Raw genomic sequence first — 15,025 nt, 5'->3', positions numbered from 1 at the left:
CCCCTCAGTTCAGGGCCTTGTCGAGGATCGACTGGCCCCACTCCTGACCGACATCGTTGAGAAGCTCCGGCCAGACCGTTTCGCGAACCTTGGCAGCCATGCCTGCAAGCTGTTCGTCGGTGAGTTCAACCACATTCGCGTCGAGTTCGTCGGCAAGACGCTGTTCCCATTTGCCCTGGTCTTCCTCGGCAACAACCCAGCGTGCAGCCTCGAAGTCTTCAGCAGCCTTCTTCATGGCCGCCTGGTCGTCTTCATCGAGACCGGAAAGAGCCTCGTTGGAGATGATCATGAACCAGACCTCGAAATGAGTGTTCGCTGGAATGTAGGACTTGGTCACGTCCCGGAACGACGCGTAGTAGCCTTCCGCGCCGGAGCCGATGACACCGTCGACCACACCGACCTGAATGGCCGTGAAGGCTTCGGAGAAGGGGATCGGTGCCGGAATATAGCCGAGCGCCTCACCGGTGAGCTGGAAGCTCTTGATGCCTGGAACACGAACCTTGATGCCCTTTGGCTCGGTGGTGCCCGGTGTGACAGCGTCGCGGTTGAGCGAAATACCGCCGAAATAGACCGGGTAGGCCGCGAGCATGGTGATGTCCTGCTTTGAGAACAGTTCGGCCATGGTTTCGTGCAGCACACCGCCGGGACCGTAGATCTTGCGGGCGTCTTCCCAGTTGGAGGCAAGGAACGGCACGGACGCGATCTGCATGCGCCTGTCCGTGCCGGTTGCCGCCGGCTGGGTTGCCATTTCGATGGCGCCGACGGACACACGTTCCTGGACGGTGGTGTAGTCGCCCAAGGCCGAAGCGGCGTAGATCTCGATGTTGACGTCGCCGCCGGTGGCTTCCTTCACGGCTTCGGCATAGGCCTTCAGTTCAACGTCGATGGTCGCGCCCTGTGGGCGGACGTGGCTCATCTTGAAATCGGCCGCCTGGGCAGCTCCGGAAAGTCCGATCAGTGTTGCGACGGCAGTCGCGGTCAGAAATTTCTTCATGTTGGTGTTCCCCGTGGTTTTCATGTTTGTCCTCCCAAGAAAGTCGGTTCGATTCTGTGTTTATGAGCCGGCTCAGTAGCCAAAGAGACGCGGCAGGTAGAGTGAAAGATCCGGCCAGAAAGAGGTCAGGAAGACCACCGGCACATATCCTGTCAGCACAAGGAACATCGCCGGCGGAATGACCTTGGTGACCTTCACCTTGCCGATGCGTGCGCCGAGATAGAGGATCGACGCATAGGGCGGGGTGACCCCGCCCATGGCGGTGTTGACACCCATGATCGCGGCGAACTGGACCGGGCTGATATCGAGCGCCTGCATCAGCGGCAGCAGAAGCGGCGCCACCAGGATGATGGCGGTGGCATCGTTGACGACCATGCCGATCAGGAACAGCAGGATGTTGATCAGGATCAGCAGAACGATCTTGTTCTCGGTGATGCCGAAGATGACGCTGACCAGTTTCTGCGGCACGCCCTCATAGACGAACATCTGTCCCAGGATCATGGAAAACAGGATCATCAGCATGATCGCGCCAACTGCCGTCGCCGCTTCCTTGCCGGCAAAGAGGAAGTTGTCGAGACGCAGGCCCTTGTAGATCAGGAAGCCGACCGGGATTGCGTAGATGACCGCAAGAGCGGCGGATTCGGTCGGTGTCATGATGCCGCCGTAGATGCCGCCAAGGATCATCACCGGCATCAGGAGGGCCGGAAAGGCATAGATGCCGCGTTTCGTGATATCGGCGGTGAACTCCCGCGCAGTCGGCTTTTCGTCCAGAACCAGGTTGAACTTGCGCGCCATCCAGAGGTTCACGGCCGAGAAGTTGAACATGATCAAGAGGCCTGGGCCGAGCGTTGCCAGGAAACAGGCTGCAATCGACGTGTCCGTTACCCAGCCGAACAGGATCATGGAGAGGGACGGCGGGATCAACAGGCCGAGGATCGACGAGTTTGCGATCAGCGCGGTGGCGTATTCCCTTGGATAACCGCGCTTTTCCATTTCGGGAATGAGCAGAGGCCCAATGGCGGAAATACCGGTGAGGCCCGAACCGGAAATCGCACCGATTATGGCGCAGCTGACCGCCGCAACGACGCCCAGACCGCCACGGACATGACCGACGAAGGAATTGACGAACCGCAGCAAGGCCGCTGCTATTCCGCTTTCCGACATGATGGTGCCGGCCAGAACGAACAGAGGAATGGCAAGCAGCGCGGGGTTGCCGAGCTGCTGGAAGCCCCAGAGCACCATGCCTTTCATGGTAACGTCGCCGATGAAATACATGACCATCAGTGCGGCGCCGAAGCACCAGGGTAGCGGCACCCCCAGGGTCAGCGTGATGACCAGAACCAGAATGGCCAGAAGCGCGATCTCGATCATTGCGCGCCTCCTTCCGCCGTCCGCAGGCTGCGGACATGCACCAGCAGATAGGTGACGGTGTAGGCCATCATCAGCACCAGCCCGACGACCAGCGCGACGTCTGCATAGAAGGTCGGGATGTAAAGGGTCGGGCTCTCGCGCCAGACCCGCCAGGCATAGCGGGTGTAGTCCCACGCCCAGGTCAGCAGCCAGATGCCGACAACGAGGCTGATCAACTCGCCGACGATGGCCAGTATGGTGTGCTGGCGCTCTGTCTTGAGAAAGATTTCAAGGACGTTGGCGCGGATGTGGCTGTTTTCCCGCGAGGCGTTGACTGCGCCGAAAATATAGAGCCACAGCGTCGGATACATGATCGTTTCTTCCAGCCCCATCACCGGGACCTGAAGCACGTAGCGCGTGACGACCTGAACAAACTGGCCAAGCGCAACGATCAGGATCAGAGCCGTCAAAAGGCACTGCGTGAACCGTTCCAAAACCACCCCCGTATTGTTGGCGCCCTTTTTTGGCGCTCGAACACCCTCTGTCTGGAAGGGGAGTATGGAGTTGGCTAATCCATAAAGGCAAATTCGAAATATTGCTACTTTGATAGAGTGACTTTATAGTTTGGTTATGAACCTCTCCTTCCGCCAATTGCAGACTTTCGTGCAGGTAATGCGCACCGGATCTGTCTCCGAAGCAGGGCGTGCGCTGGGGCGAACGCAGCCTGCCGTCAGCGCCATGATCGCAGGGCTGGAACGGGAGGTCGGCTTCCAGCTGTTCGAGCGCGAACGCGGCCGCCTCGTGCCCAAGCCCGAAGCGCATTATTTTCTGGAGGAAGCGGAGTTTCTGCTGGAACGGCTGACACGTTCCACCCGCACGCTGCAGGACATCGGCAACCTGGAAAAGGGCAAGCTGCGTATTGCCTGCAATCCGGCTGCCTCCAGTTTCTTCATGCCCCGGGTTCTGGCCAACTTCCTGCGAGACAAGCCCGACATCGAAGCCTCGCTGATGATGCGCTCATCGCCCGTCGTCACCGATTGGATCGCCTCCCAGCAATACGATATCGGCTTTGCCGAAACACCGGAGCCGCGGCGGACCATTATCTCGGAAGTCTTTGCCTTGCCGGGGGTCTGCGCTGTGCCTAAGGACGATCCGCTTGCCCGCAAGAAAGTCATCAGACCCGCTGATCTTGATGGCAAGCCGATGGCAATGCTGTTTGACGATCACTCGATCAGCGAACAGACCCGCAAGGCCTTTAATGAAGCCGGAGCAAGGCTCAACAAGCGCTTCGAGCTCAGGACGTTCCTGCCCGCGCTGCAGCTGGTTTCCGAAGGTCTGTGCTACACGATCTGCGAGGGACTGTCGGCGATCAGCCACCAGGAAAGTTTCGGCGACCAGAACAGCCTGGTCTTTCGGCCTTTCAAGCCGGAGTGCTTTCTCAACATGTCGCTGCTTACTCCGGCCAACCGGCCGCTTTCCCTTCTGGTGGAAAGCTTTGCTGAGGTTTTGCGTGCCGAGATCAAGACACTCGTGGAGAGAGCTGCCGGTCTCCGCGATCTTCCTTGAGGTCTTGGTGAAGAGGTGAGACCGCTAACCTCAGTGGGCGTTCGCCAACTCCGCAAGTGACTTCTGGATATGCGCCACCATGAAATCCAGGAAGAGGCGTACTTTCGGGTCCTGGCGGCGGCGGTGCGTGTAAAGGCAGGCCATCTGCACCGGGATCGGCGGTTCGTTTTTGAGCACCGGCACCAGTTTGCCCGAAGCCAGATAGTCGGCAACTTCAAACGCCGGTTTCAGCACGATGCCGTGGCCTTCCAGCGCCCAGCCGGTCAGGACATCGCCATGGTCGGATTCGAACGGGCCGGACACTGCGACGCGCTTGACGCCATTTTCCGTCTGCAGCGGCCACTGGAATTCCGGTGCACCGGGATAACGCATGTTGAGGCAGTCATGGCGGCCGGCGGCAAGCTCGTCGCTTGTTTTCGGGTTGCCCTTGCGGGCGAGATACTCCGGAGAGGCGCAAAGCAGCCGGTCGCAATCGGCGATCTTGCGGATCTTGAGATTGGAATCTTCCGGCAGGCCAAGGAAGAACGCGGCATCGAGACCTTCGCCCGTCAGGTCGACCTTGCGGTCGGACAGGCGCAGGCGAATGTCGATCAGCGGATTGGCTTCCTTGAATTTCGGGATCGCCGGGGCGATCAGCCGCTGGCCCATGCCGATGGGGGCGGCAACAAACAGCGTGCCGCGCGGTGAACGGGTGACATTGCTGATCTCCGCTTCTGCTTCTTCCACCGCCTCGATTATTTTTGTTGCACCGCGATAGAACAAGTTGCCATGCTCTGTCGGGCTGAGGGCTCGGGTGGTTCGCTGGAACAGGCGGACGTTCAGGTGCTCTTCCAGTTGGGACACCCGCGACGACGCGACGGCGGAGGAAATCCGCAGATCGCGTGCGGCGGCGGACATGTTGCCCAGCTCGTAAACGCGCAGAAAGGTTCGGATGTTTTCCAGATACGCCATGAGGATGTCCAACCGGGCCGGTTTATTGTTCCGATTTTTTTGAAACTGCTCGGAATTATCCCGAGATACCAGAAAATTCTTGCATGAGCTAGCTTGGGTCAAACGAATTTGGAGGGGAAGCAATGCTGGACATTGCCATCATTTGGGACTGGATCGCCTTTGCGGTTCGCTGGCTGCACGTGATTACGGCGATGGCCTGGATCGGCTCGTCGTTCTATTTCGTCGCGCTGGACCTTGGCCTGAAGAAAGCTCCGGATCTGCCCAAGGGGGCTCATGGAGAGGAATGGCAAGTCCACGGCGGCGGCTTCTATCACATCCGCAAGTTCCTTGTGGCCCCGGAAAACATGCCGGAACACCTGGTCTGGTTCAAATGGGAAAGCTATTCCACGTGGCTGTCCGGCGCGGCTCTCCTGATGGTCGTCTACTGGGTCGGCGGCGAGCTTTACCTGATCGATCCGGCAAAGGCCGATCTTGCCCTTTGGCAGGGCATCCTGATTTCCGCCGGGTCTCTGACCATCGGCTGGCTGGTCTATGACCGGCTGTGCAAGTCAAAGCTCGGCGAAAGCCCGACACTGCTGATGCTGCTGCTGTTCGCGCTGCTGGTGGCCATGGGATACGGGTACAACGAGATCTTCACCGGCCGTGCCACCATGCTGCATCTCGGTGCCTTCACCGCGACGATCATGACCGCGAACGTGTTCTTCATCATCATTCCGAACCAGAAGATCGTGGTGGCGGACCTGAAGGCAGGGCGTACCCCGGATGCAAAATACGGCAAGATCGCCAAGCTGCGCTCCACCCACAACAACTACCTGACCCTGCCGGTCGTGTTCCTCATGCTGAGCAACCACTATCCGCTCGCTTTTGCCTCGGAATACAACTGGCTGATTGCTGCTCTTGTCTTCCTGATGGGTGTCACCATCCGGCATTACTTCAACACCAAGCACACGGGTGCTCCGGCACCGACCTGGACCTGGCTGGCAACGGCGATCCTGTTCGTCGCCATCATCCAGCTGTCCATGGCACCGCTCCAGCAGGATACCTGGGAAGCTTCGGATGCCCGTCCGTTGACGCAGACCGAACAGGTATTCGCCAATGCGGAAGGCATCGATGATGTCATGAACATCATTCCCGGCCGCTGCGGCATGTGCCACGCCCGCGAACCCTTCTATGAAGGCATCCACTGGGCACCCAAGGGCCTGCATCTGGAAACCAAGGCAGACGTCGTGCGCGCCGCAAAACAGATCTACCTCCAGGCAGGCGTTACCAACGCCATGCCGCCCGCCAACGTCTCCTTCATGGAAAAAGACGAGCGCAAGAAGATCATCGAATGGTACAAGAACGCCCGTGGACAGCTGTCTTTCGGTATGGCCGCAACGCACTGAGCATCTACAGATGATCCACCCGGGACGCTCCTCCTCGCGGGGAGCGTTTTTGTTTGGGGCAACGTCCATGTGGGCGTGCTGACAGGCAAACGGAAATCAGATGCGTTGCGGACTGCACAACGCGTTCAGATCTGTTCCGGCACTTCCGCCACAGGCAGCGTCACGAGGGCTATGCCGGGATCGTCCGGAGAAGTGCCGACGGAAAAGCCGAGCGACTGGCACATGGAGATCATCGAGGTGTTTTCTTTCAGAACCTCGCCCTTGATGACCTCGATGCCGTCTTCCCTGGCGTAGCGAATGAGCAGTTTCATCAAGGTCCAGCCGAGGCCCTGTCCCTTCAGGTCGGAGCGGACCATGATCGCGTATTCGCCGGTTTGATGGTCGGGATCCGCGTGCAGGCGGACGACGCCGAGCAAGCTTCCGTCTTTGGGCTCGATGGCAGCAAAGGCGATTGCGCGGGCATAGTCGAGCTGCGTCAGCCGGGACAGGAACCTGTGGCTGAAATCGCGCACAGGTGCAAAGAACCTTAGGCGCAGGTCTTCGGGCGTCACTTGTTCGAAAAACGTCTTGAACAGGTCCTCGTCCTCCGGGCGCACGGGCCGGATGAAGATCTCGTGCCCATCCTTCAACTCAAGTGTCTGTTCCCATTCCTGGGGATAGGGGGCGATGGCCAGGCGGGAACTGCCGGCACGTCCCGGTCGCTTTTCCGGATGGCATAACGTCATGCGGGCATCGAGCCCGATAAGCCCGCTCGGCAGGGCAACCAGCGGATTGATGTCGAGTTCCTGTATCTCGGGAATATCGATGGTTATCTGGGAGAGTTTTACCAGCGCCTGGGCAAGGGCTGCCTTGTCGAGGGCCGGGCGCGCCGGTCCGCCATCCAGAAGCCGGGCAATTCGTGTGCGGGAAATCAGTGCTTCTGCCAGATTGAGATCCAGCGGCGGCAATTCCAGCGCGACGTCTTCGCTTTCCTCGATTGCGGTACCACCATGGCCGAACACCAGGACCGGACCGAAGTCCTGTGTTTCGGCAACACCCATATAAAGTTCCAGCCCGTGCCGGTCTTCCAGCATCGGATGAATGGAGAGCCCGGCGATCCGGGCGTCCGGGTAGTCCCGTCTGGTCTTTTCGATCAGTTCTTCTGCCGCGTGACGGACGGCTTCAGGGCTTTCCAGCCCCAGCCGCACACCATCGATGCGCGACTTGAACGGCAGATCCGGCGAAATCAGCTTGGCAACGCAATGAGCCGCGGTCTTGAAGAAAGGCTCCGACAGTTTGCCGGCTTCCTCTGGCGTTGTCGCCATGGCGGTTGCCATGATCGGCAGATCATATGCTTCCAGAACGGAGACCACTTCCGGCGGGCTGAGCCAGGTGCGGTCTTCCTGTAGCGCCGCTGTGACAATGCCGCGTGCCCGCGCAACATCGGGTGAAAACGTGCTGGGCAGGCTGGCCGGGGCCGCCATAAGGAATTCGCGCGCCTGCGCATCATGCGCCAGATGCATCAGGCTGCGGGCAGCCTCTGCCGGGCTGGCATAGTTCGGGATGCGCGCTTCGGAAAGGGCTGCACGCGTTGCCCCATCACCACCGATAAGACCGGCGACAAGGGCCTTGCGCCGCCCGGTGCGTCGCCTGTCCAGCGCCGCCGCATCGGCAATTGCCTTTGCGATGGCCGACAAGGGCTGGAAGGCACTGGCAGCCTGAAGCACGACGGCACCATCCACATTCGGGTCTTTCAACACCGTGACGATTGCCTCGGTGATCTGTTCCGGTGTCACGTTCTCCTTCAGGATTACCGAACCATCGGCAGCGGGTGTCACCGACAGGCCGGCATGGCTCCGGCTGGTGTCTTCAAGAGCTGTACGAGTTTCGGTGCCAAGCTCGGCGAAGGATCCACCCAGATCCATCAGCCTGTCGACGGCAAGACTGGCAAGACTGCGACCGTTCGCAATGACGGCAAGCTTGTCGCAGCGGGGAACGCGAATGTGGGAGAGGGTTTCCAGTGCCTCGAACATCTCGTCAAGATCATGCACCCGCAAAAGGCCGGTGCGGCGAAACACGGTCTCATAAACCCTGTCAGTCCGCGCGAGACGCCCGGCGTGGGTTCTGCCCGAGCCGCCTGTATCCCGGCTCTTGCCGGAGCGGATCACGATTACCGGCTTGCTGCGGGCAGCTGCCCTCGCGGCGGAAATGAATTTTCGCGGGACCGCGATGCCTTCCAGGTGAAGCACGATCGCACGGGTATGATAGTCCTGCGCGAAATAGTCGATCAGGTCGCTGATATCGACATCCATCCGCGCGCCGAGAGAAACGACAGCGGAAAATCCGGTATTGTGGGTCTTCGCCCAGGAAAGCGTTGCATTGAGCACGGCACCGGAACGAGCGAAAAACGCGACTTCCCCCTTTTCGGGGCGCTCCGCGCTGAGGAGTGCGTTAAGTCCCCTGGCGGGAACGGCAAGGCCAAGCGTGCCTGGTCCGATAAGTCGCAAGTTGGTCGCCTGCGCGGCTTCGCGGCACTCCTGAAGCAACTCTTCAGGCCAGGTTTCAAAGCCGGGCGAAGGGATAAGCACGGCCTTCGTCCCACCAGCAGCAAGGATCCGGATCTTTTCCGGCAGCGCTTCCGCTTTGGCGAGATAAATTGCCAGATCCGGCATTTTCTCCAGATCGGCCAGCCGAGCGACCTTTCGTCCCTTGAAAGGGACATCCTCATCGATCCCGACGAGCGTTACCGGATGGCCGGCCTCGATATCCTGCAGGCAGGAAATCAACTTGCTGGTCAGGACGCCCGGATGCCTGCAAGGGCCGATAATGGCTATCGATCCTGGCGCAAAGAAACCGTCGAGGTTGCGAATGGTCATGAGATCGATCCTTTGAAAAGCTCCGCAAGGAACGAGGCGTCTGAAACGAACCTAGGTCGCGCGTCACAAAATTCACGAACAAGAAGCGAAAAACAACAGGGTGGTTGCAGACGAGCGTCCGGCCTTGCCGGTGTTTCGAGCCTGCAGTTTCATCATGTTTTCCGGTCAAAAAAAGCCCGCGGACCGGAGTGTGTCAGGTTCGCGGGCTTCATGCATCGCAAAATCTCGGCGATCGAGTGTGCGCCGATGGCTTAATGGGCCATCAGAACCGGTACGGTCATGGCTTCCAGGATTTCCCGGGTTGCCCCGCCGAACAGGAATTCACGCATGCGGCTGTGGCCGTAACCGCCCATCACGACCAGATCGTTGCTATTGTCGGAGACATGGTTGAGCACCGTGTCGGCAATGCCGGCTTGCGGGTTGGTGACAACCTCGACGGTGACATCCATGTTGTGGCGCGCCAGATAGTTGGCGACGTCGGCACCCGGTTGGCCGGTTGCTTTGGTGGCTTTCTTCTCGACAACCAGGACCGTGATCTTCTCCGCCTTTTCCAGAACGGGCAGAGCCGCATGGATGGCCCGTGTCGCGGTGGAGCTGCCGTCCCAGCCAACCAGCACATTCTTCGGCTGGAAGGATTTGCTGCCGATATAGGGCACAAGCAGAACCGGTACGCCGCTTTCAAACAGGACGGTCTCGATCAAGAGTTCACGCATCGGCTCCGGCTTATCCGGATTGGCCTGACCGATGACCACCAGGTCTGTCGGGCGGCAATGAACCAGCACGTTTTCCAGTGGGCCGCCGGTGAGGATTTCCGCGAGCCTGCTTTCGCTCTTCACACCTGCCAGACGGGCCAGCTCGTCGAATTCCTTCTTGGCCTCGGTGGCCGCGGCAACCGCCTGTTCGTGCGCTGCCTGCAAATAGTCGACCGGCATCGGCGCGGCCGCGAATGCGGGAACGACCGGCTCGAACGACACCGCCAGTCCGGTGACATGGGCATCGTAGTTTCGGCCGAATTCCAGGGCGTATTTGGCGGCCGGCTGGTCACCTGCGAGATCCAGAACGGTCAAAATATCTTTGATAGGCATATATCCCTCCTGCGGCCGGTATCATGTCGTCGAACCAGCCTCGTTAAAAATCTATAGGTCTGAATGTGGTGAGTCCTTGACGCGCATCAATGTCACCATCTTGTTCTGATAGCCGGTCGGGTGGCGGGAATGAAAAAAATGCGCAATATGGAGCCATGTCAAACCGCTGGCTCTATCTGGCCCTGCCACCGTTCCTGCTCGTGGCTGTCGCCTTCATGCTGGTTCAGCTCTTCATGGAGCTGGATGAGGACAGCGTTGACAGGAAGGCCGCCGAGCGGCTGACGCTTTATCGCCAGACGATTTTGGGCGAATACCAGAAGTACCGCTATCTGCCTTACATGATTGCACGGGATCCCCGCGCAACGTCAGCGCTGGGCTTTGGCCAGCCATCGGAAAGCGCCAATCGGTTCCTGCAGGAAATGGCCGAAAATTCAGGCGTGGATCTGCTCTATGTCATGAATGCCGAAGGCACGACCCTGGCGTCCAGCAACTGGCAGGAAGACTTGTCGCTGGTCGGCCGTAACTACGGTTTCCGGCCTTATTTTTCAGCCGCCATTGAAGGCGAGGAAGGCCGGTTCTTTGCAATCGGCGCGACCTCGGACGAGCCGGGCTTGTTCCTGGCACGGCCGACGCCGGTCAGCGGCAAGCCGGTTGGTGTGGCTGTGGTCAAGGTGGACATGGGCCCCCTGGAAGAAGCCTGGGCCGAAGGTGGTGAGACCGTCTTTGCCTCTGACGCCAACGGCGTGATTTTCCTGTCGAGCCAGCCCGATTGGCGCTACCGGACGCTGACGGCGCTGCCGCAGGAGGTGCGCCAGATGATTGAGGCAACGCGCCAGTATGCCGGTCGGGAATTGTCCCCGGTCAGCGATAGTCTGGATCAGGAAAGACAGCAGCTCGTCATCGACGGCAAGAACTACCGGCACAATTCGGCGGATGTCGGCCTGCTTGGCTGGACCTTGCATTTCCTGGTCCCGGTGGAGGAGACCCGCAAGAGCGTGCTGCCGATCTGGGCGGCAACCATTTCGCTCTGCCTTGTGTATGCGGTCATCGTCCTCGTGCTGCGCGGTCGGCGCCTGCGCAAGGCCTCTGCGTTGCTGCGTCAGGAATCGGCCGGACTGAAAGAGCTGAACACTCGTCTGGTGGAGGAGATTCAGGAGCGGCGGCGTGTTGAGAAAGAGCTTCTGGAAGCACAGCGCGGCCTTGCCCGTTCGAGCCGTCTGGCGGCTGTGGGCGAGATGTCCGCGGCAGTGGTCCACGAACTCAGCCAGCCGCTGGCAGCCTTGCGCATGTTCGTTGCCGGAACACGCAAGTTCCTGGAAAAGGGCGACACGGAAACCGCCTCGGAAAACCTTGACGAAATCGATTCCCTGCAGATGCGCATGGCCAGCCTCACGCAGGAACTGAAGCGCTTTGCGCGGCCCGGTGAAAGCCGTATCGAGAAGATTGACCTGACAGAAAGTGTCCGGACCGCCGAAAAGATCGTGCGGCCCCGGTTTGAAGAGACCGGCTGCCTTTTGAAACTGGACCTTCCATCCGATCCGCTGGAGGCGGAAACCGCACCGCTCAGGATCGAGCAGATCCTGGTCAATCTCTTGCGCAATGGTGCCGATGCAACGGCGGGCGAAGAGGCCGGTGAAGTCAAACTGCACGCGGAACGGCAAGGGACAGAGCTGGTGCTGGCAATTTCCGATAACGGCCCCGGCATCCCGGAGGACCTGAAAGAACGGATCTTCGACCCGTTCTTTTCCACCAAGACCAGCAGCGGGGGCATGGGGCTCGGCCTTGCCATATCGATGCGGCTGGCGGAGGACCTTGGCGGCAGCTTGTCGGTGCGCGCAAACACCCCCAAGGGTGCTGTGTTCGAATTGCGTCTGCCTGCCTTGTCCGGCGAGAAAGCCAGTGAAAGAGCCAGTAACAGCGCCGGTGACAGGGCCTCCGGCACCAGGACCGAACGGGAACCAGAAGCCGCAGAATGACCGACCTTTCCCAGAAGACTCCAGTTCTCATCGTCGACGACGATCCGTCCATGCGCGCGGCCCTGCGCCAATGGATAAGACTTGCAGGTTTTGAAACCCATGAAGTTGCAACGGCAGGTCAGGCGCTTGCCAGATTGTCCGCCGAATTCCGGGGTTGCGTCGTTTCGGATGTGATGCTGGACGGGGAAGACGGCGTCTCGCTTCTGCGCAAGATCGGGGCGCTCGACGCGGATCTACCGGTGGTGCTAATTACCGGTCACGGCGATGTGCCGATGGCGGTCGAGGCGATGCGGGCCGGGGCTTATGACTTTGTCGAAAAGCCGTTCGATCCAGATTTGATTGCCGACGTGGTTCGCCGGGCATGCGACAGGCGTGCACTTGTTCTGGAGAACCGTTCGCTGCGCACGCAACTGCTCGATAGCGCGGGGCTGGAAAGCCGCCTGATCGGCAATAGCCCCGCCATGCATGCCCTGCGCCAGCAGATCCTGCATTTCGCTGCAACGGATGCTGCGGTTCTCATTACCGGTGAAACCGGCACAGGCAAGGAAGTGATTGCCCAGGCATTGCATGATTTCAGCCCGCGCAAGGCGGGGCCGTTCATGGCGATCAACGCGGCAGCCCTGCCGGAGGCCATGGTGGAAGCGGAGCTGTTCGGCCATGAGGCCGGCGCTTTCACCGGTGCAGACAAGCAAAGGACAGGAAGGATCGAGGCGGCAAGTGGCGGCGTTCTGTTCCTGGACGAGATCGTCTCCATGCCGCTGGCGTTGCAGCCGAAGCTGTTGCGCGTGCTGCAGGAGAAAAAGGTAGACCGTATCGGCGGCACAAGACCCGTCGATGTCGATATCCGTCTGGTCAGCGCCGCCAATGTCGACCCCAGGGAAGCAGTGCGCAGCGGACGGCTGCGCGAGGACCTGCTCTTCCGGTTGAATACGATTGAACTGCGGGTACCGCCACTGCGCGAGCGAGGCCGTGATGCGCTCCTGCTGTTCGACACGTTCCTGAACCGCTTCGCCGCCCAGTATGGTCTGGATGCCCCGGCCACAAGCGCCCGCGACGAGGCTTTCCTTCAAACCTATGGCTGGCCGGGAAACGTCCGGGAGCTGCGCAATGCCGCCGAGCGCTTCGTGCTCAACGCACCGGTCACGCCGCAGCCGCTGGAAGAACTGGTGACCGGCCAGCGGGAAACGGGACCGGTTCCCGTTGGAGGTGGCCTGAAGGAGCTAATGGACGCCTATGAGCGCAACCTGATCGAAGGTGCCTTGCGTCGTCACGGTGGGCGGATGGCCGACGTGATGCAGGAACTCAACCTGCCGCGGCGAACGCTCAACGAAAAAATGACCCGCCTCGGCCTCAGCCGCGATCAGGCGAATGCCGAGATTGTCGAGGGATAGGCATTCCTCAGAGCATTCACCCGAACGATGCCCCAACATCCAGCCTCATCCTGCGGAAGCGCGTGAGCGCTGTCTCGAAGGACGGGCCGCTGGCTCCCGAGTGTGCCGCGCATCCTAGGAGACGGACCTGATGGTCCGCCTCAGGATGGAGGTAATCGGGAAATGCGACGGCGGTTCGAAGCTGGCAGACAAGTTCCCCACATCATCCCGAACCGGCGGAAATCCGCCGAGGGTATCGGGCTATCGGCAAGATCTTGCCGAGCTGCACTGCAGCAATTCGCGGGTGGGGCGGAAAGAAGCATCGATTTCCTGCCGGAAAGTGTTGCCAGCAAGAACTGGCACGGGTCATGCTACAGGCTCATCGACTTGGCACGGGCTTGTGCGCGGAGGTGTTCAGGCCGAGCTGTCAAGGAAATGAGCAAACGTCTTGGGAGGATTGCATGCTCTTTTCACTGAAATCCGCAACCGCTGTATCCGCGGCTGCGCTGTCTCTGGTATTCGCCACCGAAACCTTCGCCGCCGACGTAACCTGGAACGTGTCGCTATGGGGCAAGCGCCGTGCGTTTACCGAGCATGTCGAAAAGCTGGCCGAAGAAGTGGCCGCAAAGACCGACGGCAAGTTCGAAATCAAACTGCAGTACGGTGAAGCTCTGTCGAAGTCTCGCGAGAATCTCGACGGCATTTCCTTCGGTGCGTTCGAAATGGCGCAGATCTGCGCCTCCTATCACCCGGACAAGAACCCGAGCTTGACGGTTCTGGAACTGCCGTTCCTGGGCGTGAAGGACCTTGACCAGGAAATCAAGGTATCGATGAAGCTCTATGAACATCCCGCTGTGAAGGAAGACCTTGGCCGCTGGAACGCTCAGGCTCTGATGCCTTCGCCGATGCCGCAGTACAACTTTGCTGGCAAGGGCGATGTGCCGAGCTCGATTTCCGACTTTGACGGCATGCGCGTGCGTGCCCTTGGCGGCATCGGCCAGTTGATGGAATCTGTCGGCGCGGTGCCGACCTCCGTGACCGCTTCGGAAACCTATCAGGCGATTGATTCCGGCACGGTGGCGGCTGCCAGCTTCGCACCGCATGCGCATCTGTCGTTCAAGGTGGTTGAAGTCGCCAACTGGTGGACCAAGAACCTGAACCCGGGAACCGTGCAGTGCCCGGTGATCGTGAATGTCGACGCTTACAACGCTCTTCCGGACGACTTCAAGGCAGCTCTCGAAAGCTCGGTTGAGCCGGCCCTGGCGCATTACCTGGAGACCTATGACAAGGTCTACGAAAAGTGGTGGCCGGAACTGGAAAGCCGTGGTGTGACGCAGGTCGAGTTCTCCGATGCCGAACTGGCTGCATTTGCCGAAAAGGCCGGTCCGATCCAGGCCGCCTGGGTGGAAGAGCAGTCCGCCAACGGTCTGCCGGCGCAGGACATCCTGGACATGGTCAAGTCGACCCTCGCGGAATAAGCCCGGCAAGCCTGG

11 protein-coding genes are annotated in these 15,025 nt (G+C 60.1%); 5 read left to right on the top strand and 6 right to left on the bottom strand.

The features are described from left to right. Positions 1-4 precede the first annotated feature (4 nt). The 3 genes from dctP to ACYQ6M_RS19995 are packed head-to-tail and all read right to left on the bottom strand — an operon-like array spanning position 5 to position 2,838. Positions 5-1,018: a TRAP transporter substrate-binding protein DctP gene (gene dctP, locus ACYQ6M_RS20005; protein ID WP_209014434.1), complete on the bottom strand. Its 1,014-nt coding sequence runs from the start codon at positions 1,016-1,018 to the stop codon at positions 5-7. A gap of 48 nt (positions 1,019-1,066) precedes the next feature. Further along, positions 1,067-2,365, bottom strand: a complete 1,299-nt coding sequence (locus tag ACYQ6M_RS20000; protein ID WP_023002131.1) for a TRAP transporter large permease — start codon at positions 2,363-2,365, stop codon at positions 1,067-1,069. Beyond that, positions 2,362-2,838 carry a TRAP transporter small permease gene (locus ACYQ6M_RS19995; RefSeq protein WP_031269776.1) on the bottom strand — a complete coding sequence of 159 codons (477 nt, stop codon included), beginning with the start codon at positions 2,836-2,838 and terminating at the stop codon, positions 2,362-2,364. The genes ACYQ6M_RS20000 and ACYQ6M_RS19995 overlap by 4 nt, the downstream gene beginning before the upstream one ends. A 136-nt stretch (positions 2,839-2,974) precedes the next feature. On the opposite strand from ACYQ6M_RS19995, the gene ACYQ6M_RS19990 reads away from it, so the two are divergent. Further along, a complete protein-coding gene (locus tag ACYQ6M_RS19990) occupies positions 2,975-3,910 on the top strand; it encodes a LysR substrate-binding domain-containing protein (RefSeq protein WP_460075184.1) in 936 nt (311 codons plus the stop codon). A gap of 30 nt (positions 3,911-3,940) precedes the next feature. Here ACYQ6M_RS19990 and ACYQ6M_RS19985 read toward each other — a convergent pair whose 3' ends face one another. After that, complete coding sequence (locus ACYQ6M_RS19985; protein WP_460075182.1) at positions 3,941-4,861, bottom strand: LysR family transcriptional regulator; 921 nt, start codon at positions 4,859-4,861, stop codon at positions 3,941-3,943. A 122-nt stretch (positions 4,862-4,983) separates the two neighbouring features. On the opposite strand from ACYQ6M_RS19985, the gene ACYQ6M_RS19980 reads away from it, so the two are divergent. Further along, complete coding sequence (locus ACYQ6M_RS19980; protein WP_460075180.1) at positions 4,984-6,246, top strand: urate hydroxylase PuuD; 1,263 nt, start codon at positions 4,984-4,986, stop codon at positions 6,244-6,246. A 125-nt stretch (positions 6,247-6,371) separates the two neighbouring features. On the opposite strand, the gene ACYQ6M_RS19975 is transcribed toward ACYQ6M_RS19980, so the two are convergent. Both ACYQ6M_RS19975 and ACYQ6M_RS19970 read right to left on the bottom strand, forming a co-directional pair. Beyond that, positions 6,372-9,101 (bottom strand): bifunctional acetate--CoA ligase family protein/GNAT family N-acetyltransferase, encoded by a 2,730-nt coding sequence (locus ACYQ6M_RS19975; RefSeq protein ID WP_152504626.1) that lies wholly within the window; start codon positions 9,099-9,101, stop codon positions 6,372-6,374. Positions 9,102-9,352: 251 nt separating this feature from the next. Further along, the gene (locus ACYQ6M_RS19970; RefSeq protein WP_055657672.1) at positions 9,353-10,186 is read right to left on the bottom strand and encodes a universal stress protein; all 834 of its coding nucleotides are present in this window, start codon (positions 10,184-10,186) and stop codon (positions 9,353-9,355) included. A gap of 155 nt (positions 10,187-10,341) precedes the next feature. On the opposite strand from ACYQ6M_RS19970, the gene ACYQ6M_RS19965 reads away from it, so the two are divergent. The 3 genes from ACYQ6M_RS19965 (at position 10,342) to ACYQ6M_RS19955 (ending at position 15,010) form a co-directional block, all read left to right on the top strand. Next, the gene (locus tag ACYQ6M_RS19965) at positions 10,342-12,162 is read left to right on the top strand and encodes a sensor histidine kinase (RefSeq protein ID WP_460075177.1); all 1,821 of its coding nucleotides are present in this window, start codon (positions 10,342-10,344) and stop codon (positions 12,160-12,162) included. After that, positions 12,159-13,553, top strand: coding sequence for a sigma-54-dependent transcriptional regulator (locus tag ACYQ6M_RS19960; protein WP_460075175.1), 1,395 nt, complete (start codon positions 12,159-12,161; stop codon positions 13,551-13,553). Before ACYQ6M_RS19965 ends, ACYQ6M_RS19960 begins: the two co-directional genes overlap by 4 nt. A 440-nt stretch (positions 13,554-13,993) precedes the next feature. Further along, positions 13,994-15,010, top strand: a complete 1,017-nt coding sequence (locus tag ACYQ6M_RS19955) for a C4-dicarboxylate TRAP transporter substrate-binding protein (RefSeq protein WP_460075173.1) — start codon at positions 13,994-13,996, stop codon at positions 15,008-15,010. Positions 15,011-15,025: the final 15 nt, after the last annotated feature.

This window comes from Roseibium sp. ROS1 (assembly GCF_054658215.1).
This window is presented reverse-complemented; position numbering and strand designations above follow the sequence as displayed.

Coding starts and splice junctions, on each gene's coding strand:
- dctP (WP_209014434.1), bottom strand. CDS start 1,018: ATGAAAACCACGGGGAACACCAACATGAAGAAATTTCTGACCGCGACT.
- ACYQ6M_RS20000 (WP_023002131.1), bottom strand. CDS start 2,365: ATGATCGAGATCGCGCTTCTGGCCATTCTGGTTCTGGTCATCACGCTG.
- ACYQ6M_RS19990 (WP_460075184.1), top strand. CDS start 2,975: ATGAACCTCTCCTTCCGCCAATTGCAGACTTTCGTGCAGGTAATGCGC.
- ACYQ6M_RS19985 (WP_460075182.1), bottom strand. CDS start 4,861: ATGGCGTATCTGGAAAACATCCGAACCTTTCTGCGCGTTTACGAGCTG.
- ACYQ6M_RS19980 (WP_460075180.1), top strand. CDS start 4,984: ATGCTGGACATTGCCATCATTTGGGACTGGATCGCCTTTGCGGTTCGC.
- ACYQ6M_RS19975 (WP_152504626.1), bottom strand. CDS start 9,101: ATGACCATTCGCAACCTCGACGGTTTCTTTGCGCCAGGATCGATAGCC.
- ACYQ6M_RS19970 (WP_055657672.1), bottom strand. CDS start 10,186: ATGCCTATCAAAGATATTTTGACCGTTCTGGATCTCGCAGGTGACCAG.
- ACYQ6M_RS19965 (WP_460075177.1), top strand. CDS start 10,342: ATGTCAAACCGCTGGCTCTATCTGGCCCTGCCACCGTTCCTGCTCGTG.
- ACYQ6M_RS19960 (WP_460075175.1), top strand. CDS start 12,159: ATGACCGACCTTTCCCAGAAGACTCCAGTTCTCATCGTCGACGACGAT.
- ACYQ6M_RS19955 (WP_460075173.1), top strand. CDS start 13,994: ATGCTCTTTTCACTGAAATCCGCAACCGCTGTATCCGCGGCTGCGCTG.